General features: G+C 48.6%; 12 protein-coding genes. All 12 read right to left on the bottom strand.

All coding sequences use genetic code 11. The annotated features are described in order from the left end of the window. Nucleotides 1–10: 10 nt before the first annotated feature. The 12 genes from AC0YN4_RS08975 to AC0YN4_RS08920 all read right to left on the bottom strand — a co-directional run bounded on the left by AC0YN4_RS08975 (nucleotide 11) and on the right by AC0YN4_RS08920 (nucleotide 21793). Complete coding sequence (locus tag AC0YN4_RS08975; RefSeq protein WP_475781135.1) at nucleotides 11–1198, bottom strand: Ger(x)C family spore germination protein; 1188 nt, start codon at nucleotides 1196–1198, stop codon at nucleotides 11–13. After that, nucleotides 1188–2285, bottom strand: coding sequence for a GerAB/ArcD/ProY family transporter (locus AC0YN4_RS08970; RefSeq protein ID WP_475835629.1), 1098 nt, complete (start codon nucleotides 2283–2285; stop codon nucleotides 1188–1190). Before AC0YN4_RS08970 ends, AC0YN4_RS08975 begins: the two co-directional genes overlap by 11 nt. Continuing rightward, a complete protein-coding gene (locus AC0YN4_RS08965; RefSeq protein WP_475835628.1) occupies nucleotides 2282–3799 on the bottom strand; it encodes a spore germination protein in 1518 nt (505 codons plus the stop codon). Before AC0YN4_RS08965 ends, AC0YN4_RS08970 begins: the two co-directional genes overlap by 4 nt. 458 nt (nucleotides 3800–4257) lie before the next feature. After that, nucleotides 4258–5235, bottom strand: coding sequence for an ABC transporter ATP-binding protein (locus AC0YN4_RS08960; RefSeq protein WP_475781132.1), 978 nt, complete (start codon nucleotides 5233–5235; stop codon nucleotides 4258–4260). Beyond that, on the bottom strand, nucleotides 5232–6290 hold the full coding sequence (locus AC0YN4_RS08955) for an ABC transporter ATP-binding protein (protein ID WP_475781131.1): 1059 nt from the start codon (nucleotides 6288–6290) through the stop codon (nucleotides 5232–5234). The genes AC0YN4_RS08960 and AC0YN4_RS08955 overlap by 4 nt, the downstream gene beginning before the upstream one ends. After that, nucleotides 6257–7219, bottom strand: coding sequence for an ABC transporter permease (locus AC0YN4_RS08950; protein WP_475781130.1), 963 nt, complete (start codon nucleotides 7217–7219; stop codon nucleotides 6257–6259). Before AC0YN4_RS08950 ends, AC0YN4_RS08955 begins: the two co-directional genes overlap by 34 nt. Next, nucleotides 7216–8187 carry an ABC transporter permease gene (locus tag AC0YN4_RS08945; RefSeq protein ID WP_091212472.1) on the bottom strand — a complete coding sequence of 324 codons (972 nt, stop codon included), beginning with the start codon at nucleotides 8185–8187 and terminating at the stop codon, nucleotides 7216–7218. The genes AC0YN4_RS08950 and AC0YN4_RS08945 overlap by 4 nt, the downstream gene beginning before the upstream one ends. A gap of 83 nt (nucleotides 8188–8270) precedes the next feature. After that, nucleotides 8271–10043 (bottom strand): ABC transporter substrate-binding protein, encoded by a 1773-nt coding sequence (locus AC0YN4_RS08940; RefSeq protein WP_475781129.1) that lies wholly within the window; start codon nucleotides 10041–10043, stop codon nucleotides 8271–8273. An 879-nt stretch (nucleotides 10044–10922) separates the two neighbouring features. Next, nucleotides 10923–18101, bottom strand: a complete 7179-nt coding sequence (locus tag AC0YN4_RS08935) for an endo-alpha-N-acetylgalactosaminidase family protein (RefSeq protein ID WP_475835627.1) — start codon at nucleotides 18099–18101, stop codon at nucleotides 10923–10925. 282 nt (nucleotides 18102–18383) lie between these two features. After that, on the bottom strand, nucleotides 18384–20039 hold the full coding sequence (locus AC0YN4_RS08930; RefSeq protein ID WP_475781127.1) for a response regulator transcription factor: 1656 nt from the start codon (nucleotides 20037–20039) through the stop codon (nucleotides 18384–18386). 31 nt (nucleotides 20040–20070) lie between these two features. Next, on the bottom strand, nucleotides 20071–20910 hold the full coding sequence (locus AC0YN4_RS08925; RefSeq protein WP_475781126.1) for a carbohydrate ABC transporter permease: 840 nt from the start codon (nucleotides 20908–20910) through the stop codon (nucleotides 20071–20073). A gap of 1 nt (nucleotide 20911) precedes the next feature. After that, nucleotides 20912–21793 carry a carbohydrate ABC transporter permease gene (locus tag AC0YN4_RS08920; RefSeq protein ID WP_475835626.1) on the bottom strand — a complete coding sequence of 294 codons (882 nt, stop codon included), beginning with the start codon at nucleotides 21791–21793 and terminating at the stop codon, nucleotides 20912–20914. Nucleotides 21794–21814 lie beyond the last annotated feature (21 nt).

Genomic DNA, 21814 nt, shown 5'->3' with positions numbered 1-21814 from the left:
GCCTTCGCTCCTAATCGCTAGATCTTGCCCTTACATTAGATAATCCCGGACGCAGCAAAACGGCATCGGGTTCAATCTTAACCTCCACTTTCGGAAACTGCTCATCCCAGTCATTCTCGGTACGTTGCCATATTTGCGGATAAGCCCGGTGAAATTCACCTGCAAAGTCAAATACATCTGCCTGCATCCCCAATTGAATTCGTCTAAGCGCATTTCCGATCTCCTTCTTCATGTCCTGCTCAAGCGCACGCTCCACCTTCCTGACGCCCGCTTCACTTGAAGCCAAATTGATGCTGGTCGCATTCTGCAGGGTATCGTTCTCCGAATGAATACGTACCGTCATACTCCATTTCCCATCACTGATATGCGGGATGAGCTTGGTTTGGCTTCTCAGCATCTGTACGGATACGGACCCGTCTTCTCCTTTCGGCACGACCGTTACGATCGCATAATCGATTTCATTGCGAAGCCATAGCAGGCCTCTCGTTGTTTGTTCGTCTACAAGGCCCACCATACGGCCGTTTTTGAAGATCGCCGTTCCATTCTGATAGCGGGCCGACCCGATGTTCGAAGAATTAGGAGGCTTAAGCTCCCTTAACCACGGCAGCGCAAAAGCATCGGCCTTCTCAGTCAGCATTTCGGAGACCTCGGCCAGCGTAAAGCTCATGGTGCTTTTGCTCTTAGCGAGCTCCCGCAGTACCTCAGATGTATCTCGCTCCAATGTAGACTGGATCGCGAGCACACTCTTCGCCTTACTACGACAGACATAAATATAGGCACGCTCTCTTGGCTGCGGTGCTCGCATGAGGTAATCCACATCGTCACGGATGCCTAACTTAGCCGCTCCCTCACCAAATATGATGACTTCGGCATGTCCCCAAAACAGTTTCCTCGAGAGCTTGTCCTGCATATGGGATAGGGCATCGGCAATATTCACCCCTGTTGACGTCAGCACGAATGTGTTGGATGTCCCGCTCCCGCCCTTATCTCCCATGCCCACTCCGCCTCCGCCTGCAGCTCTGGGGACATAGATTTGCAAGGACAAATCGACTTCGTTACTGCTCGTCCTATCGATCGCTGCTCCCGTAATCAGCGCAAGATCATTGATTTCGATTCGATCCCAACAACCGGTAAGCAGAAACAGCCCGCATACGCACATGACTTGGGGGAGTAAACGAGACCGCCACTTAGCTTTCATGCCTTTTCCTCCCCTTGAAGATCGCGATTAGGAGCAGCAAAGCAGGAACGAGCATTTGCATGAGAAAGGTGTATACAGGCACGCTGGTACCCAAGGTAACACGCAGCATTTGATAGTTAGGCGCACACCATATGCTGACGAGGATAACGAGCAGCCCAATAGGCGCAATGATCGTCCGATAATTCGGCAGCTTCAGCCACTGGGCGGTCCACAGGACAGAGCCATAGAAATTAACGGTCACCTTAATAAAGATTCCGATCAACCACGTTGCCATCAGCAACGATTCGATATGTTCCAAGAAGTCCGATAATGAAATATAACGAACCGCGACGAGAAACGGATAGTTGAACGCTTTGCTTAAGTTACCGAACATGAACAGGATGGAAAGGTTGATCAGTACCATTGTAATCGTGACGGATGCCACACTGATCAACGACCATTTGAGTTTATCGCCTTTATTCTTAGTCACGTAAGGCAGGAACGTCGAGATAATAAAGTACTGTGAGAACCACGAAGCAGGAAGAATCGAACCTCTTAGCAAGGGAAACGGTCCGTATTCCATAACCGGGTACATTTCCTTCAAACTCATATCCGGGATCATAATGATGAGCATCACAAGGATAATGGCGAGCGCAATTGGAATGAGCAGTTGAGCTGCACGGGTCCATGCCTCCAACCCCATATACAAGGCATATGCACAAACAATCATCAGACAAATGACGATCACGATCATCGGCGTCTGAATGAGAAACGTTGTGGAAATAAATTCGCCGTATTGGCGGAGCACCATCGCGTTGGTATAAATAATCGATACCACATAGATCAGCGCTAAGCTTTTGCCCAGATAACGCCCGAGAATCGATTCAATATATTCGATAAAAGTTTCATTCGGGTACCTGAGATGCAGGGCGAACATAAGAACGACAATCAAGCAGGCGAATACTCCTGCTAGGATCGGAGTTGCCCACATATCCCTGCCCGCTGTGACCATAGATATAGCCGGTGCGCTTAAGACTAACGTCGCCAGAATATACGGATGCAAGAGATAGGAAAGCTGCAGTGGTGAAATTCGACCTTTCTCCATCATGGCGACTCATTCCCTTGGGGTGGACCCGGCTTCTGGCCTGCCGCCACTCTCGTTCTGTTCGGTGCCTTGTTCGACACATAAGGTCTCTTGCGCATCATCCAAATTGGTGCACGTACAAGCACATCCTTCATCTCGCTTCCTTTCATCGGTGCGAGTGGCTGCAGATAGGGGATCCCAAGAGAGCGCAGGGAACACAGATGGATGACAACCACAATAACACCGAGCATGAGCCCAAGCAGACCGAGCATGCCGGATAGAACCATTATCGGGAAACGCAGCATCCGAATCGCGATGCCGCTGCTGTACTGGGGCATCATGAATGAGGCGATACCCGTGATGGCAACCACCATGACCATTGGTGCGGATACCAGTCCGGCCGAAGTCGCTGCTTGTCCGATTACAAGCGCGCCTACGATACTGACAGCGGCGCCGACTTGTCTTGGCAAGCGTACGCCGGCTTCGCGGAGCGCCTCGAATGAGACCTCCATGAGCAAAGCCTCCACAAGCGCCGGGAACGGAATATCCTCTCTGGATTTCGCGATGCTGAGCAGCAGCGAGGTCGGAACCATCTCTTGGTGAAACGTCATAATCGCTACGTAGAGGGACGGCAAGATGAGCGTCATAATAAAGAATAGGTAGCGCAGCCACCGGATGAACGTACCGATCAAGAAACGCTGATAGTAGTCTTCCGGCGATTGCAGCATCGTGAACAGTGTTGCAGGGGCAATCAGCACAAACGGTGTACCATCTACGAGAATAGCGACTCGCCCCTCGAGCAAGGATGCGCTCACGACATCCGGCCGCTCCGTCACTTGAATTTGCGGAAAAGGGGAGAACGGATTGTCTTCAATTAATCCTTCGATATAACCGCTCTCTAATATGCCGTCAATATCGATCCTCTCGATACGCTCTCGCACCTCTTCGATCAATGATGGCTCTGCGATGCCTTCGATAAACGAGATGAGCACCTCCGTACGGGTTTGGCGTCCGAGATAGTAAGGAACCATTTTGAGCGAAGGCGTTTTGATTTTACGGCGAATCATCGCCGTATTGACACTAATCGTCTCGGTGAACCCTTCCCTTGGTCCACGAACGACTGCTTCCGCTCCCGGCTCCTCGATGGAACGCTTCTCCCACTTGGCAAGTCCAATTGAAATCCCCTGTCTCATGCCATCAATGACGAGCAGCCCGCAACCATTGGATAAACATGCGATGGCATCTTCCAATGCATCGTGCTCCAGCACAAGGGACAACGTCAGAATAGAAGCAAGCCGCTCCGACGTCATGTCGCCGGATGCCTCAGCCGGCAGCTCTAGCAAGGGCCTGATGACATGCTGATCCAGCAGCTCTACATTAACTAATCCATCAATATATACAACAAATGCATCCGTGGTATCCCCTATCGAGAATTCGCGGAACATCACATCTTTGCAATCCGAGTAAATAGCATGCAGCAAATCATTATTATCAGCCAGCACGGTGGAAAACGGTTGTGACTGAGTAGATGCATCCATAGGCAGGCTCCTTGTAAGTAATAGGTTAATTTTTTCCATAATGCACCTATGATAAACGCAAGGCTGCTTCAAAAGTAATGTTGTCTCTGATCCAGTGACGTTAAAGTGACCTGTTCGTTGAGCAGAATGTTATCCCCGACGATACCTTGAAGAGATTAGCTACTTGCACCCGTTTCCCCGAATTTCCCGCCAATTTAGATCTCTGGACGAGCTACTTTTCACTCATGAAAGGTACCCAGTACCTCTCTTTTACACCAAACCACCTTTTCACCCACATGCGAGGTACCCAGTACCTCTCTTTCTCCCAAAACCACCATTGCAAGCGCAAGTGAGGTACCCAGTACCTCTCTTCGTATTTGCCTTCCCTTTGCTCAAATTGCGTTGCCCCTCTCAAACGAACAAAAAAAAGCTGCCCCAAAAGTGTTACTACACTTTCGAGACAGCTTCTTCTATACAAATCAGCTATGCAGCGGATAGTGACACGCTACTTGCCGCTCATCCATGACGACGCGCAGCACCGGCTCCTCTGTCTTGCACCGTTCCTGCGCGAACGGACAGCGCGGGTGGAAGCGGCAGCCCGAAGGCGGATTGGCCGGAGACGGAACATCTCCCTCCAATATGATGCGATCCTTCTTCCGCTCGGTTGTCGGCTGCGGAATGGCCGACAGCAGCACCGACGTATAGGGATGAAGCGGCTTGGCGAACAGTTCCTCTGTCGGCCCTACTTCGACCATTTTGCCCAAATACATAACCCCTACACGATCGGAAATATGCCGGACGACGTTAAGGCCGTGCGCAATAAACAGATAAGTCAGACCCAATTCCTTCTGCAGCTTCACCATCAGATTGAGCACCTGCGACTGAACGGAAACGTCCAGCGCCGACACCGCTTCGTCGGCCACGATGAATTTGGGATTGAGCGCTATTGCCCGGGCAATGCCGATCCGCTGACGCTGACCGCCTGAGAACTCATGCGGGTACCGATTGCGGCGTGAAGCATCCAAGCCGACCAGCTCCATCAATTCCACGACGCGGTCATCGATTTCCTTAGCCGTCATTCTGCGGTGAACCTTGAGCGGCTCGCCAATCAGATCTCGTACAAGAAACCGAGGGTTCAAAGAACCGAACGGATCCTGGAAAATAATTTGCATCTCTTCCCGAAGCTTGCGAAGCTCGCTCGTTCCTACCTCTTGAATATTCCGGCCCTCGAACTTAATTTCTCCGGCTGTTGCTTGCTTCAGATTCAGCAATACGCGGGCAAGTGTAGACTTGCCGCAGCCGGACTCGCCTACGAGGCCGAAGGTTTCTCCGGCACGGATACCGAACGATACATCATCGATCGCCTTAACCTGTCCTACGACACGATTGAGCAATCCGCTCTTAATGGGGAAATACTTCTTCACATTGGAGGCTTCGATCAAATATTGGCCGCTCATGAATGTGCCACCTCCAGCTTGCTCTTAATTGTCACTTTCAGCTCTTGGCTGCTGAATGCGCCGGGCCTTGGATCTGCTCCATCATGATCATCCAGCCAGCATGCAGCCTTATGCCCCGATGGTGAAGTCTGCATCGCCGGCTCCTTATGACGGCAAATATCCATGGCATACGGACAGCGCGGGTGGAAACGACAGCCTTCCGGCAGCTGGCTGATCGGCGGAATCGAGCCTTTGATCGTATACAGATCGCCGCCCCGTTCCCCTTCTAAGCCCGGAATGGATTTAAGCAGCCCAATCGTATACGGATGACGAGGCCCATCGAAAATTTCCTTCACCGTTCCTTCTTCCACTACGGTTCCCGCGTACATGACCGCAATGCGGTCTGCCACCTCAGCTGCTACGCCCATATCATGGGTAATCAGCAGCATCGACATATTGAACTCTTTCTTCAACTGGAGCAGCAAGTCCAGAATCTGCGCCTGAACCGTCACGTCCAGCGCCGTTGTCGGCTCATCCGCAATCAGCAGCTCCGGGTTGCAGGCGAGCGCCATGGCAATGACGACACGCTGGCACATGCCTCCGGACATCTCATACGGATACTGCTTCGCGCGAATTTCCGGTGCGGGAATGCCGACGCGGCGCAGCATCTCGATGCTTTGCCGCCAAGCTTCCTTCTTCTTTAAGCCTTTATGAATACGCAGCGCTTCTGAAATCTGGTCACCGACCGTAAAGACCGGATTAAGTGCAGACATCGGATCTTGGAAGATCATCGTAATCAAATTGCCGCGGATTTTGAGCATGTCGGATTGTTTCTTCTTCACCAGATCTTGACCGTTAAACAGCACTTCGCCATCTACAATCAAGCCGCCTGCATAATCGATGAGACGCATGACGGACATGGCCGTAACGCTTTTGCCGCTGCCGGATTCGCCGACGACGCATAGCGTTTTTCCTTTTTCCAAATCGAACGAAACGCGATCCGTCGCCTTGGCTAAACCTCTATCAGACAGAAAGCCAGTTGTTAAATTCCGGATTTGGAGAATTTTTTCCGCCATCTGTCCAGCCTCCTTCGAGGAATCGTTGTCTTCCTAGGATCCAAGCCATCGCGAATGCCATCGCCGATAAAATTAACCGCCAGCACGACAAGCAAGATACATAACCCCGGATAAATCGCTTGAATCGGGTCAGTCAGCATAAATTCCTGCGCGTTGCTCAGCATCAGTCCCCAGCTTGTATTCGGCGTCTGAACGCCGAGTCCAAGGTAGGAAAGGGCCGATTCACTCAGAATCGCTCCGCCTACCATGAGTGTTGCCGTAACGATAATCGGTGCCGAAGCATTGCGAAGCAGGTGTCGGAAAATGATGCCAAGGTCAGAAACGCCCGTAGCCTTAGCTGCTTCTACATACTGCATTTCGCGAAGCTGCAAGTACGTGCCGCGGACAAGTCTGGCTACGCCCATCCAGCTCGTCAAAGCAAGAATCAGAATCATGTAACTAATCTTCGAACCAAATATAGCCAAGATCAAAATGTTCAGGAACAACGTCGGAATCGAGTTCATGACGTCAACGAAACGCATCGCAATCGTATCTACCCAGCCTCCGAAGTAACCGGCAAACGCGCCGACAAGCGTACCGATAAATACGGATACAAAAGCCACGGAGAAACCAACGGTAAGCGAGATCTGCGAGCTATGCAGCAATCTGGAGAAAATATCCCGGCCCAGCTCATCGGTGCCGAGCAGATGACCATCTGTCCCTGCCGGCAAATTCGGAAACATCATATCGATCCGCGTAGGATCATAAGGTGAAAACCATCTTGCACCCAGCGCGGCAATAACAAATATAGAGAGGATCACAAGTCCTGTCACGGCAAAAGGGTTTGTGCGAAACTTCTTCCACGCGGTCTTCCACGGTCCGTCCGGACGTTTGTCCAAGGCCGCTTGGGTTCCGGAGGCCGACTTCTTCTCAAGCACTGCGTTACTCATGATGCCGCGCCTCCTTTAGAGCCTAATTGCACCCTTGGATCAACAACGGCGTATAAGATATCGGCAATCAAATTGCCGACGACGACGATAACGGATACGATCAGCGTGATGGACATCAGCACGGAGTATTCCCTTGCCACAGCCATATCTACGAATAAGCGTCCCATTCCCGGCCAGTTGAACACACGCTCTGTTAGAGCGGCTCCGCCTACCAGAATCGGCAGGTCGAGACCCAGAATCGTAATGATCGGAATCAGTGCATTGCGCAGGGCATGGCGAAAAATAACCCTTCCCTCTTTCAGCCCTTTCGCGCGAGCGGTACGAATATAATCCTGGTTCAATACCTCCAGCATGCTTGCTCGCGAATACTTCGTGTACGCAGCCAGAAATCCGAGCGTCAGCACGGATACCGGAAGAATCAGGTGCAGGAACAGGTCGCCGAGGTTGCCCTCTTTGCCCATGGTATACATATCCGATAAAGGCAGCAGATCAAGCTTGAGTGAGAAATACTCCTGCAATATAATGCCAAACCAGAACGTCGGCATCGCGAATCCAACATAGGAAACGAAGTTGGCCGTCTGGTCGGAAAGTCCATATTCGGCTGTACTGTTATAAATCCCCCAAGGAATTGCGATCAAGAGCGAGAAGAGCCATGCAGCGCCCATTAATACCATTGTGTTTTGCACGGTTGGCCATAGAATGTCGCCGACCGGAATATGATTCTTAAACGTATAGCCGAGATCGCCCGTAAGCAGATTACCTAACCAAATCGTATATTGTACAAAGATGGGACGGTCGAGCCCCAAGTTATGGGCTTGTATCGCTCCAGCTTCCGGTGATAAGCCGGGGGCTAAAAATATCTTCGTAGGTCCGCCGGGTGCGGCGTGAATCATGAGGAACGTAAGAATCGAAATTAAAAATAGTACAAGGACGGATTGCAGTGTTCGGCGTATCATATATTCAGTCATTCCAGCGCCCCTCCTTTTACTGAACACAAGAGAAGGGCCTGTTGGCCCTTCCCTTGTTCAGCTATACAGTATGATTGTCGAACCTATTCTGTTGCCCACCAGTTGATTGCATGGTACAAGTAGCCGTAGCCGAGGGCAGATTCCGGTTTGTCTTCTTCAGCCCAGTGGATCTTCGTGCCGTCTACAACTTGCGGAAGACCATATTGGTACAAGAATACATAAGGAAGGTCAACCGAGATTTGTTTGCCGATTTCATGGTACACATTTGCGCGCTCTGTTTGATCCGTAGTCAGTTGACCTTTGGTCCACAAAGCGTCGATTGCTTCGTTCTTATACCAGCCGCCGTTTTGGCCGGTTGGCGGGTAATATTTCGAAGAGAAGATGCTCTCTGCATCCGGATCCGGGTTAGACAAGGACCATGAAAGCAGAATGGCAGGGAATTTACCAGGCGTGATGTTCTGGTCGATCCATGTTGCAAAGTCAATGCCCTTAGGAGTTACTTCAACGCCAACATCCTTCAGGTTTTGCTGAATGATTGCGGCAACTTGCTCACGACGGCTGTTGCCGGCGTTGTATTGCAGTTCGAAGGAGAAGCGGTGTCCGTCTTTCACAAGGATACCGTCTTTGCCCGCTACCCAGCCGTCTTCAGCCAGAAGTGCTTTGGCCTTCTCAGCGTCATAAGCGTAGTTAACGGCTTGGTCACCCGGATCTGCCCATGAACCCGGCAGGAATGGCGAGTTCATCAGCTTACCGGTTCCTTTAAGAACATTGTCGACCATACCTTGACGGTTCAGTGCAGTAGCAATGGCTTGACGTGTCTTCTGACCTTTGAACGGTGAATATTTATCAGGGAAGTTCTCATCCTTAAAGTTGAACTGTACGTATTCGTATTGAGGACCCGGAGCAAGAATCACGTTCAGATTCTCTTTCGCCTTAATCGCATCGATTTGGGTAACCGGAATCGCCGGAGACATTTGAATGTCGCCTTTGATCAGGGCTTGTACTTCTGTATTTTGGTCAGCGTAAATTTTGTAGATGATCTTAGCCAAGTGCGGCTTCTTCTCGCCCCAGTAGTTCGGGTTCGCTTCCAGCGTAATGTATTGGCCTTGTTTCCACTCGGCGAATTTCCACGGACCGCTTGTAACGGTTTTCGCTGGATCTACGCCGTATGCGTTCTTGCTCAGTTCTTTAACCGGCACATCCTTCAAGATGTGGGAAGGAACTAGGGAGCTGGCAAGCGTGTATTGGAATGGTGCATACACTTGCTTCAGTTTGAATTCAATCGTCGTATCATCGACTTTCGTGATGGTATCGATTTTGTCGACTGTGCTGATACCAGGTGCGCCGGCATCAGGGTTTTTAACAGTGTTGAAGGTGAAGAGAACGTCGTCTGCAGTAAGCGGCTGACCGTCGTTCCATTTTGCAGTGCTTTTGATTTTGACTGTATATGATTTGCCGTCTGCGCTGATCACTGGAAGCTCGGCAGCAATCGACCAAGGCTCAACTACCAGGTTGGCATTGCGGTCTACGTCGTATAACTTGGCGTTGATTAATGTTTCAATATCGCCGGAAGAAGTGTCATTGATATAAATAGGATTTACAGAGACGATATCGGAGAATGTGCCAATCGTCATGGTTCCGCCGTCTACAGGCGTGTTTGGATCAGGAGTCGCGGGTGTTTCAGTCGTAGTGTCGGTGTTTGTGGTAGTGTTCGTTGCTTCAGTTGTATTAGCAGGTTTGTTGTTCGTTGTTGTATTGGCGTTGTTTGCATTGTTATTACCGCTGCACCCCGCCAACATTACTCCAACAAGAGCGATGACAGACAAACAGGAAAACCAATTCGATACCTTCCTCATCTTGTTCATTCCTCCCCATGATCTCAACAAAATGATTACATAAATTGACTTTTGTTGAAATATACCAAACTATTAGAATTTTCTCAAAACTTTTTCGCGAGATTCATAGCCTTTTCTGAAATCTTTAGAACTTCTTTACCAAGTTTGCCTTCAAACGACCAAATCCCCTATTAAATGACTCCTTTCGAACGCTTGTATTTGATGCTGCAGTTAGGCTGCTTGACTTCGAAATCATTGTAATCGATTTGACATTTACAGTATATTGGGGGAATTTCAGCATAAAAGAAAGCGTTTTTAACATCCCAATCTACCGAAGTCTTGCATTTACAAGATTTAAACATGTCATGAGTTGGGGGAATTGGATGGATCGGTTGCATACGGCTACATTCGAAAAATAGTCCCAAAGTAGGCGGAGTGTATTTTTATGCAGTAGGCACTATTCGCTTCAACGCGTTGGCGCGGCGCCTCAATTTGACAATAATCTTCACCGCGTTTACCAATTACTTCATTAAAGCAGTTGAGTGAATAGTATTTCTTATAGGTTTTGAAACCGTTGGTTTTACTAGTTTTTTTAATTTATAGTTTCCAGTTACAGGAATTATTAATTTCCGGCAGGCAAAATGAAAGGCCTCCCGAAATAGACCGCGCGGAATACGAGTATGAGCCAGCTACGTTCAATGAACGCAGTTTAGATGAGCGTGTTACAACACTATGAATATTTATGCACAATTAATAATTCTTCAAAAAATATCACGAATTTAACGTAAAATGTTAAGAAATATTACATAAGCTTCATTTTGATGACAGTTGCATGCGTTGTTTGTCCAATAAAACAAACCGCCAATACGTCTGTTCACGTATTGGCGGTTCTCTTCTTCCTTACAAGGAATTCATTACGCGGTAAATCGTTACAGCCGCTTGAGCTCTGGTAGTCTCGCCTTTAGGGGCGAAGCTGCCATTGCCAAGGCCGTTCATCAAGCCTGCCTCTTGCACGGCAAGCACAGCTTCTTGCGCATAAGCCGAGATTGCGCCTTGATCTGTGAACGATGCTGCTGAGCCAGCTTCCGGTTTCGCCAGTTGAAGCGCACGGTAGAGGATGACCGCCATGTCTTGGCGCGTGATGCTGTCATTCACGCCGAAGCTTCCGTCTTGCTTACCGGTTACGATGCCCAGCTGCTTCGCCGCTGCAATGGCATCCGAGTACCACTGGCCGCTCTTCACATCAGTGAACCCTGTTTCTGTGCCCGCCGCTGCTGCTTGCAGGTCCAGTGCTTGGATCAGCATCATGATGAAGGCTGCCCGCGTCACTTGCCCTTGCGGTGCGAAGCGATTGTCCTCAACGCCTTGCAAGACTCCGCGTGCAGCCAGCGCTTCAATGCTGTCCTTCGCCCACGCTACCGTTTCAATATCTCCGAATTGGATAGCTGACGAGCCTGCTGCATAGTAGCTGAAGTGCTCCGGCGAGAACGTGACGGTTTGAGTCTTCTTGTCATATTTCGCGTTCTTCACCACTTCCAGCTTGCCTTCGTCGTTCACGTAGTACACCACGACTTGGTTCGGATTCTCTCCTGCTTTCAGCTGGTATGGCAGTTCAACCGTTACGTCCTTCTTCTTGAACTGACTTACCTTAGTACCGTCTACAGTTAGCGTAAAGTCATATATAATGTGATCGCCGATCTGCGCTCTGGTTTGCTCGTTCAACCTAGATCCATCGACCTGTTTCACCGATAGCTCTACTTCATTGCTGCTATCGCCGATAATCGCGTTCCACATGCCTGCATCGAACGATACCGTTGCCAGACCTGCATCCAGCACCAACGATTTCTTATCGTCTGCCAATCGGTTCACTTGCTGCGCCGGCAGCTGGAACACAATGCCTTTGACTGTGCTAACCACATCCGCCGCTGCCGTTACCTTGACGGATTTCGTTTTCCCTTCGCCCGCTTGAAGCAGCTCTGCTCCCGTTACCTTCACCGCTGCTTGTCCGGATGCATCCGGCGTTGCTTTCAGCGCTACATGACCTTCCGTTACGACTGTTGTCGGAGGAGTCGGTGTAGGCGGTATATACGGTGTTGGGTCAACATTCGCAGTCGTTATTTTAATCGTAACTTCCGTACTGCTCGACAATTCGCCGTCTGTAGCCGTTACCGTAATGACGTAATTGCCTGCTGTTGCGTTCGCCCATTGGAATTCGCCGGTCGCTGCATCAAGCGTTGCATCTGCCGGTAAATTCGAAGCACTGAATGCAAGGTCGTCCCCATCCTCATCTGTAGCCGGAACAGTAAAGCTTACGGTCTCTCCTGTCTGTACAGAGATCGGAGCAATCGTACCGATAACCGGCGCATGATTAGCCGAAACCGCATCCAGATCATCCACGAAGAAATCATCCAGAACCACGACTACATCAATTGCCGACAACGTTGGAGCACCTGGTGCTCTTACAACTTCGAATGCAATGTAGTAATCGCTGTAATTGCCCGTATTAAATGTCAGCTCAGCACTGGCTGTACCGGTTGATTTAATAATAGGGAATGTCCAGTCTGGGATATTGCTCTTTCCAGTTCCCGTTGCTTCAGATAACAATACGCTTTGTTTCGGTCCGCCAGAGCGTGACTTCGCCGAAATCTGATACAGACCGGCTTGGTTCGCTTCGTATTTCAGTCCGACTTTATACGTCGTATTCGCTTTAAGCTTCAGCGTAGATGGCAATGTAGCCGCAATCTCTTGCACGGAAGTTGTGCGATTAATGAGATCTTGTTCGTTCGACTTTAAGGAGAACAAGCCATCAATAACATACGTCATCGGCTGCTTCACATTCGGATCCGCTGCTTTCAGCCCATCGCTTGCTTTCTCCGCAAGATGAGTCTGATTACCGCTGTTTGCCCGGAATGCGAATGGCCCAAGTCCTTCCGATACATTCTCGAAATCCTCATAGAAGTAATGAGAGCCAAAATCCGTTCTTCCCGGATTTTCCCACAATCTCACATCATCGAACCATACATTGGATGTGGCTGCAGTGACTGCATCTGCCTTCAAAGCAATCGTCGCTTTGCCCGACTGGTCTGCCGTGAAATCAACCTCTAGCCGTTGGAAGTAGGTGCCTTTAAATTTACTAGGCTCTTCCAAATTCAAAACCTTCGAAGCGTTGATCGTATTCATCAACACAGGTCCACCATAGTTAGACACTTGTAGGTACGCGTTTCTATTCGTGGTGCTGGCAGCTTGATCGTCTATATTACTACCTGTACCGTTATTGATATCCACCCATACAGAAGCCGTATAGGTCTTACCAGGTGTTAAGCCGGATACGGTTTGTGAAAGTGTCGCATCGTCCACACCGCTAATTCTTACATAGTTGTTCATGTTGTAATCATGCTTAACCGTAACATGACTTGCAGTGGCGTTTGTGGTTGAAGATTTCTGCCAGGAAGTGAAGCTGCTGCTGTCGAAGCCCGGATCTTTGACCGGTCCGCCAACGCCCCATTCGCCCGCTTGTTGAATCGTCGAGCCTTGTTCGTCAGCTTTAGACTTATAGACCACATAAGGAACGCCGACCGTTGTGTTGTCGATCGTTACTTTACCGTCCACAACAGGAAGAGTCCGCTCCCAGACACGGCCGGTATCCGTCAGCTTGTACATTTCAACCGAGGATAAGCCGTTCCAGCTGTTTGGCATATCCCAAGTCGTTGCACCGCCTATAGGATTCCAATAATAAATTTTCGATTCGTTTTGCGGATCCCACGGCAGGAACAATTGGGATTTCTGATTCTGAACATCCAATTGTCCGATTCCCGTGTCGCCAGCCGCTTTGTCCAGCACGACATCATAAACAGCAATTTTCTTGCCGTTCTTCTTGAGAGACGCCGTACCGAGAATCAAATTCGCATTGGATGGGCTTGCATGATACTCATCCAAAGTTGCCGTTACGCCGTTGCTGAATACGACGCTTTGATCCATACCTGTACTGTCATAGGTAAGGTTCATAATCGGGAAGTGCTGCATGTATTTCGTCAGTAGATTGTTGTTGTAGAACAAATCGATACCGTTCTGCATATCTGTTCTGCCCTGCCATGAACCGACACCTGCTTGCAGCATCCCTCTCAGGAGCACGCTCGTTGCCGGACTTGGCGCTTGGAACGTATCTTGGTATTGGTTCTTCATGAAACGAACGATCATACTGCCGTCTGTTTTACTAGGGTAATAAGGGTCCGTTCCCCAGTGTGTCCAGATGACGTTCTGTTCCATTGGTCCGGAGAACTCGGTTGCGAACCAGAAACCCAGCTTGTTCTGGATGATGTTCGCGAACTGATCCGCATGCCAGCCTGCACCGCTATAAACATCATCATAAACCATGGCTAGATTCGGAACTTCTTGCTTAAGCTGTGCATATCTTCTCTCCAGTTCACCTGTAGAGAGATCCTGGGCACGGTCCGGTCCATAGGTCGGATCGACCCAATCATAGGCGGAACCCGAGCTCGTCCATTTGTCTTTTTCCGCATAATAAGCATCCGGGTCTTGACCGTCAATGTTGGTATGAACGCCGACTTTAACGTTATATTTCAACCCTTCATCGACAAGCGTGTTGAAATCCTTGAGTCCGCCCGGGCGGATACCAAAGTGTCCCGCAACGTCCGGATGGCTGTCATCATGTCCTTCAGCCTGATAGCCTTTTTCAAGGATTAACTGACCAAAGCCGTCGTACAGATTGTACAGTTTCTTCGCATTATCCAATGTTCTTAAGAATGGAGCCTGCGTTAAGCTGTTAAAGTTCATTGCGATATACGATACATAATTGTTGATCTCATCTGCTCCGGGATGGAGATTCTGAGACCATTTGTCTCTGTACTCGATCGCTGCGTCTTTCCAATCTGCCGTACTATTGTTGTTTCTGTCCGGTGTGATAATGATCTCGGACGACAAATCATAGTTAGGAGGGAATTTCGCGTCATCAATGACGTCGCCTCTTACATTCCACTGTCCGTTCCACATCGAGAGCAGCTTGTTCGAAGTGCCATTCTCGGCCGCGATATTCATATTCACTTTCCCAGGTTGGTTAATAACATTATTGATGATTGTCGCAGCGAGTTTGCCATCGCTGACGAAACCATAGGTTCTGCTCTTACTGTCTGCTTCTTGATCGGCAAGCTTCTGACCGAATGCCGCATCATTCGTATAATACTCTTCATAGAATTGATTCCATTCCCCGGTAATCCATACGGATGCGCCTTGCGCATTCGGATTCGCGCTGGAGACGGTCACCAATTTCTGATCCGGGAACTCCAGTGTGACTACTTTATAACCTTCCGGCTCCGCATTAATATGCGTATTCATAAGAACGGATCCGTTTGTAACCTTGAAGGTGACGTCCAACTCCACATTGCCGATAACGGCTTCCGTATTATCATCGATTACAGGTACATTTAGCTTATAAACTACAGTATCGCTGGCTGTTTTCATCGCACTAACCACGGTCGCGAAACTCTCATTCCCGTTAATCTTTACTGTACTCAAGAAGTCGCTTTGACCTTGGAGCGTATCGGTTACTTCACCGCCTACCCAACTGTAGCTGCGAACAGTCGGGAAACGATTGTCGAGCTCGACGCTTAATTTGCTCGATGTGATTGTAATAGGCGTCAGTGTTCCCGTTGTTGGCGGCACCGGCGAAATATATCTCTCTTGCGATAACTTGCTGATCGTAATTTTCTTAGCGTCAAACCAGCTTCGCAGACCCACTTTGCCTTCTACTACAGGGAAGTCAGCAGATCCGCTAACAGCGAGTACATCGTTGACAAACACTTTGACACTTTGTCCGATATACTTTATTTTCACTGTATATTCGGTGTCAGGCAGCAATGTTGGTCCGTTCGACGTCAGCACGCCATAGTGACCCCCATCCGTCTGCCATCCCCACTCCTTGCCGCCGCCATAATAAATCATCGCAAACGGCTGGCTTGGTGATGTATATCGGAAATAGAATCCAATCCTGCCCGTGCTGGAGCTTGTGGTAAATTTCACGGTATAAGTGCCATCTTGCATTTCAAGGGAATCGTTGTCATAAATTTCACCGAAAAAGCTGTTAAGCACGAGCTTATTATCCGTAATAACTGGTGCCGGAGAGTAAGTAGATCCATCGGCATTGTTTTTCCACGTTCCCGTTACGCCATCTGTATAATCTCTGACGTACTTGGTAGGTTTAGCTGGTGTATACAGATCGTTCTGATCATACTCTACTTTCATTTCATCCAGTATTGTAGTGAGTGATTCCGCGTGTGTCGATACGCCTACGCGGCCATAGGAGCTGAATAAACCGGGATTCGTACCGGCATAAAGCTCAGTCCCGTCTACGCTAAGTGAGTAATCATCACCATGGTAATCAATTTTCACTAGATGAGGCGTCGTGCCGAGAGACTGCGGTGCACTTGTTAAATCAAAGCTTACATTCGTGCCGTCATTCATCCCGACCAGCTTCCAGTTCCCGTCACTGTCGGTTCTTACGGCACTCCAATTGCTCTCATCTTGATAACGGAACAGAAGTCCGGCATCCGTGTACGTACCGTCAAGCTGAAGTCGTGCGCTATATGAGCCATTACTGATCATAGGCGATTTACTATCCGCGACTTGACTTGTCCCATCCGTTGTCACTACTTTAACCACTCTACCGTCAAAGCCCGGCAGCGGCGTCTTCAATGAATAGGTGGCGTTCGTCGTCACCGTTCCGATATTGGCAACCGGCGCTGTTTCATTATCAAAGTTACGATCATAGACAACGTTATTGTCCGTATCCGTAACTTTCACACTATCGATATTGAGAGATTTCGCACCGAAGTAGGAGCGGAAACCGATTTTACCCGCAGCTGTCGGCAATTTATTGCCCGTCGTGGAGGAGTAAATCAGTCTGCCATCCAAATAAATCTCGTACGTATCCCCAACAAATGTTTCTTTCAAGGTGTAGATTTTTCCCGGAACAAGGGACTCCGCTTTATTCTGGGTTGTTCCCCATACTTCTGCGGAACCATTAAACCCATCCCAAAGCCATCCGTTAGGATCTCGGCAGACCAAGGAATAATGCGAGGCATCCTTCACCCTTACGGCAGGGCAGAATTGTTCGGCTGCTCCGCCATCGATACCGAATTTCATTTCAACGGTACCATCCGCAATATCGGGCATATCGCTGAAATAGAAGACGTTATTACCGGTTTGCTGAGCGGCCAGAAACTTCCCGCTCATTCCGGAGTAAGAGGTTACTCCACTGATAGCCGTATCTGACTTATCAGTCCCATTGTCAGCGAGATTGGCATCCGTGCCCGTATCGAAATTGTTCGTATACGTATTCAACTTCGGCTGTGCTGCCGTATCTTGGATATACTTCAGCGTGGAAGCAGATACTTCAAAGTTATGCGTCCATTTGAAGGAGATTACCCCTTCTTTACCTGCTGCCGTTGGGATGGAGGCTGACTTCTCCTCGAAGTCAGGCGCCTCCTTGCTATCCAGCACCTGAGTATCGTTAATAGACACGACAAAATCTTTGCCCGTATACTTGATGTTTAGTTTGAGCGGAACGCCAACCTCAGGAGTCCCGGCAGCGATCGGAAAGTCAGCCCCGAAGTATCCATACCAATCTTCCGTGCCATCGCTTTTCCAATTCATGAACCAGCCTTCGCCGGGTTCATTACCCAGGTAAACCCAGTTATTAGCGTCAATATAGCGAACTACGATTCCATAACGGTTTTGTGAACCGGATTTCGTAGTAAGGGTAGCCGTATAATCTCCATCTGCAACTGCAGGCGAGTTGGAATCGATGATAAAATTTTGGTAGGAACCATCATTTGTCGGCTCGCTGATGGTCAGTTTGCCGCCTGCCGATGTAATCGCTGCGGTTCCGGATTGCAGCCAGGTACTCGCATCATCCAAGTTGGAATTGTAGGTTTGATCGACTTGCGCGGCCTGAGCAACCGTGCTGCCCAGTACATTTGCAATCCCTTGCATCGGGATGATTCCCGATGAGAAAACAAGTGTCGCCGTTGTGATCAAACTGATCGTCTTCTTCAATAACCTCAAATTCATGACCTCCATTGTCAGTTGCCTTGCGGCCCGCTAAGGATTGTGTGAACAGCTATGTACTCCTTGCTTGATACGCGCACTTCTTAAATGCACCCCCCATCCACGAGTTTCCTACGATACTTTGTATCTTACAGATGATGAAAACGCATTCAAATGATGATTATTGATAAAAAAATGATATTTTTTGTTATTTTTCGTGTTTTATTTCGCAAAAAAACTCTAATTATTAGTTTCCCTTAGCAAAACAAGAGAAAATAACCATTAGAGTATCCATTTCGCTTATACGATCATCGAGACTCCGCGATGTGCCTTCGGACTGTGACCTGTTATTTTTTTGAAAATACGACTGAAATGCTCCGGATTCATATAACCGACCCGATCGGACACCTCGCAAACTTTCAGCCCGCTTCCCATTAATCGTTTCGCCTCTTCAATTCTCAGCTTCGTCAAATATTGAATGAAACTGCTTCCGACTTCCCTGGAAAACTGTTTACTTAGATAGCTCCCACTGACGCCTACCATTTGACTGATTGACGGGAGCGTTATATCCTCGCAAAAGTGTTTGTCTATGAACGTTTTTGCTTTCGCGACAGGAAGTGAATATCTCTCCTGCTGCTTGCATGCATGCTCATGAATCAAGTCATGGATTCGGCCCAGCGTGCCCTCCATCCATTCCGAAATGCCCCTCATCGTGTCAAACTGCCCGATAAAGTCCAGTGGATTACTAACCTCCTCCTGGAGCTGCTGCCAACGCAGTCCACTCGGATAGAGGATCGCGCCAATTTCCCATATCATCTCGGTAAACTCCGATTTAATGACTTCGGGTTTCAAACTTTCAGCAGCCTGCAAGAGCAGCATACGAAATTGGGTATACCGCATTCGCCAATGTACGGCATCCGATATAGTAAGACCCTTCACCACATCAGCCCTTGCAATCCGTAACTGCCCCAGGAAGGATTGTAAACGCACAAGCTGCTCCGGCGTTTGTTTGGATACCGGTATAGCTTCAGGAAAAAAAACTTTATCAAACCCGCGATAATAACACAGCTCTGCGGCATTAGACGACTGCTCCGCCAAAGCAATCCATTCCCATGAACTCCTGCCCCAGTCGCTGACTCCAATGGAGACAGAAACATTCATAAATTGCTTTAAACGTACGCTTACTGTCGTCAATACACCATGGATGTTTTCACGCGCAGACGTCTCGCTGCGATGATGGGGAAACGCCATCAGCAAGGTGTACTCACGCGGATGTCGATCCAGAATTACAGCTGGGATAGCTTGGGACTCCATGACTGTCCGAATGGTTTGTTTAATAAATCTCGCAGAGCTGTCCGTTACATGAGCTTGTGACAATTTAACCGAAGCCGCAACAAGATTCACTTCACCAAGCAGGCACTTCAGCTCAGCAAAGGCTTCACTGCGAGCAGAAGTTTCCAGTTGTTCATCGTTAAACAGGGAAATAAGCAAGGGCTCCAAATTCTTCTCAGCACTTACGGTCGGACTCCTGTCAGCCGCCGCTTCTTCCACGGGGATTGCCTCTTTATGCTTCATGACTTCATTCACGGCTTTAGACAGAATTGGCGCAAGAGTGGCTTCATCCATGTTTGCTTTGAGCATATAATCCTTGGCCCCGTTAATAAACGCTTCCCTCACGTAATCGTAATCATGAAATGCACTTAATACGATCGGATATACCGGCTTCGTCAGCTCAAGCTGACCCAGCTGTATAAGAAATTGTAATCCGTTCATCTTGGGCATCTGAATATCCACGCAAACGATATCAATTTCAGGATGCTGCGCAATGAAGTGAATCGCTTCTTGACCGTCAGATGCTTCTCCGACGATGTGAATATCCGCATGTTGAGAGGTGATCATATGACGCAATACGAGTCTGACTAAAGGCTCATCGTCCACAATCATCAGATTGATCATCTTATTTGTTCCTCCCCACCTATGATTAGGATTATCCCTTCACGGCACCGTCCATAAGACCCTTAAAGATAAACCGTTGGAACGTGATGTATACCGCTGCGCTTGGAATCAGCACGAGCACAATACCGGCACAAAGTGCGGATAGATCAGAGCCCCGTGCACCAACAAATTTCATCAGTGCCGTCGACATCGTCACAAGCTCCTTCGAAGGCATGTACAGAAATGGAATATAGACATCATTCATGACGGTTACACTCTTCAGAATCGCAAGCGTCGCGGTCGCAGGAAGAAGTAACGGAAATATAATGGAGCGGAAGATCCGCACATAGGATGCTCCATCCAGCATCGCACTTTCATCAAGCTGGTTTGAAATTTTCTCGAGAAACTGCATGTAAATATAAATCTGCATGATGTCCGTACCTATATAAATTAAGATCGGAGCTCGCAATGAATCATACATACCAATCGTATGAATGATTTGAAAACGAGCAATTTCAGTTGTATAAGCGGGAATAATCATGGCGACCAGAAACAGGGCGTACACAACATTCTTTAGTTTAAATTGAAACCGATTCAGGATATAAGCAGTCATCGTACCTAATATGGCATTGCCGCACAGCGTGATGAAAGCAATGACAGTCGTATTCCACAACCCTCGCAGCATATCACCTTGCGTATACGCCAGCTTGAAATTGCTGAAATTCAAGAAACTTCCGGGCAGCGCCAAAGGTGTTGTCTGAAACAGCTCCGTTCTCGTCTTGAAGGCTCCGAATACAACGAGCACAATCGGAACAAACACAATTACGAAGATGAGTGCGAACATCGTATAATAGAACACATTTCCCGGTAAGTTCCGTCTCCAACTGGACATATCAGTTCCCACTCCTGTCCTTGATGATCCAATTCTGTATCGAGGAGAACACGATGATCAGGATCAACAATACTACGGCCATGGCCGATGCTAAACCGAAATTATTGAATTTAAAGGCTGTGAATAAGGAGAATAAGCCAAATGTGCTGCTGGCCACACCGGGTCCCCCGCCTGTCATGACAAACGGAATATCGAATTGAAGCAAGGCACCGGTAACATTCATGAATAGGATGATCTCAACAACCCGGCGAATACCAGGGAATGTGATATAACGCTGCTTCTTCCAGAAATTCGCTCCATCAATCGAGGCTGCTTCATATAAATCCTGTGGAATCGATTGAAGACCTGCCAGGAACAATATGACGTGCACCCCGCAGAAACGCCATAAGGAAACAGCCACCAGCGAGTAATTCACTAATTTCAAATCACTTAGCCAACCATGAATCCAGCTCTCGAGTCCAACGGAAGATAAAAAGCTATTAAGCGGTCCGTTGATGGGATAGTAGATGTAACTGAACATATAAGCAACAGCTACGCCGTTAACGACATAAGGCATAAGTATAGTGAAGCGGAACAGCGAGCTTCCGCGTATGGCCCGATTTAATAGAACGGCAACCATGAGTTCCAAAGGAATAAACAGCGTATGCACCAGAAAATAAATGCCATTATTGCTAATCGATTTCCATACATCCGGCATCGAAAACAAAACCTGCTTATAGTTATCAAAGCCAATATAGCTCTTCGTGGCGCTAAACCCATCCCAATTCGTAACACTATAGTGAAACAATTGTAAGGTCGGATAAACCAAAAACAATAACAGCAATGAAACAGGAATGAATAAAAAGCCGAAGATAACCCATTTTTGCTGTGCCTGGTAATTCATTCTCATCCCTCCTGCAAGGTA

This window comes from Paenibacillus sp. J22R3 (genome assembly GCF_056269305.1).
The sequence above is the reverse complement of the archived record's forward strand: the minus strand, read 5'-3'. Positions and strand labels throughout refer to the sequence as shown.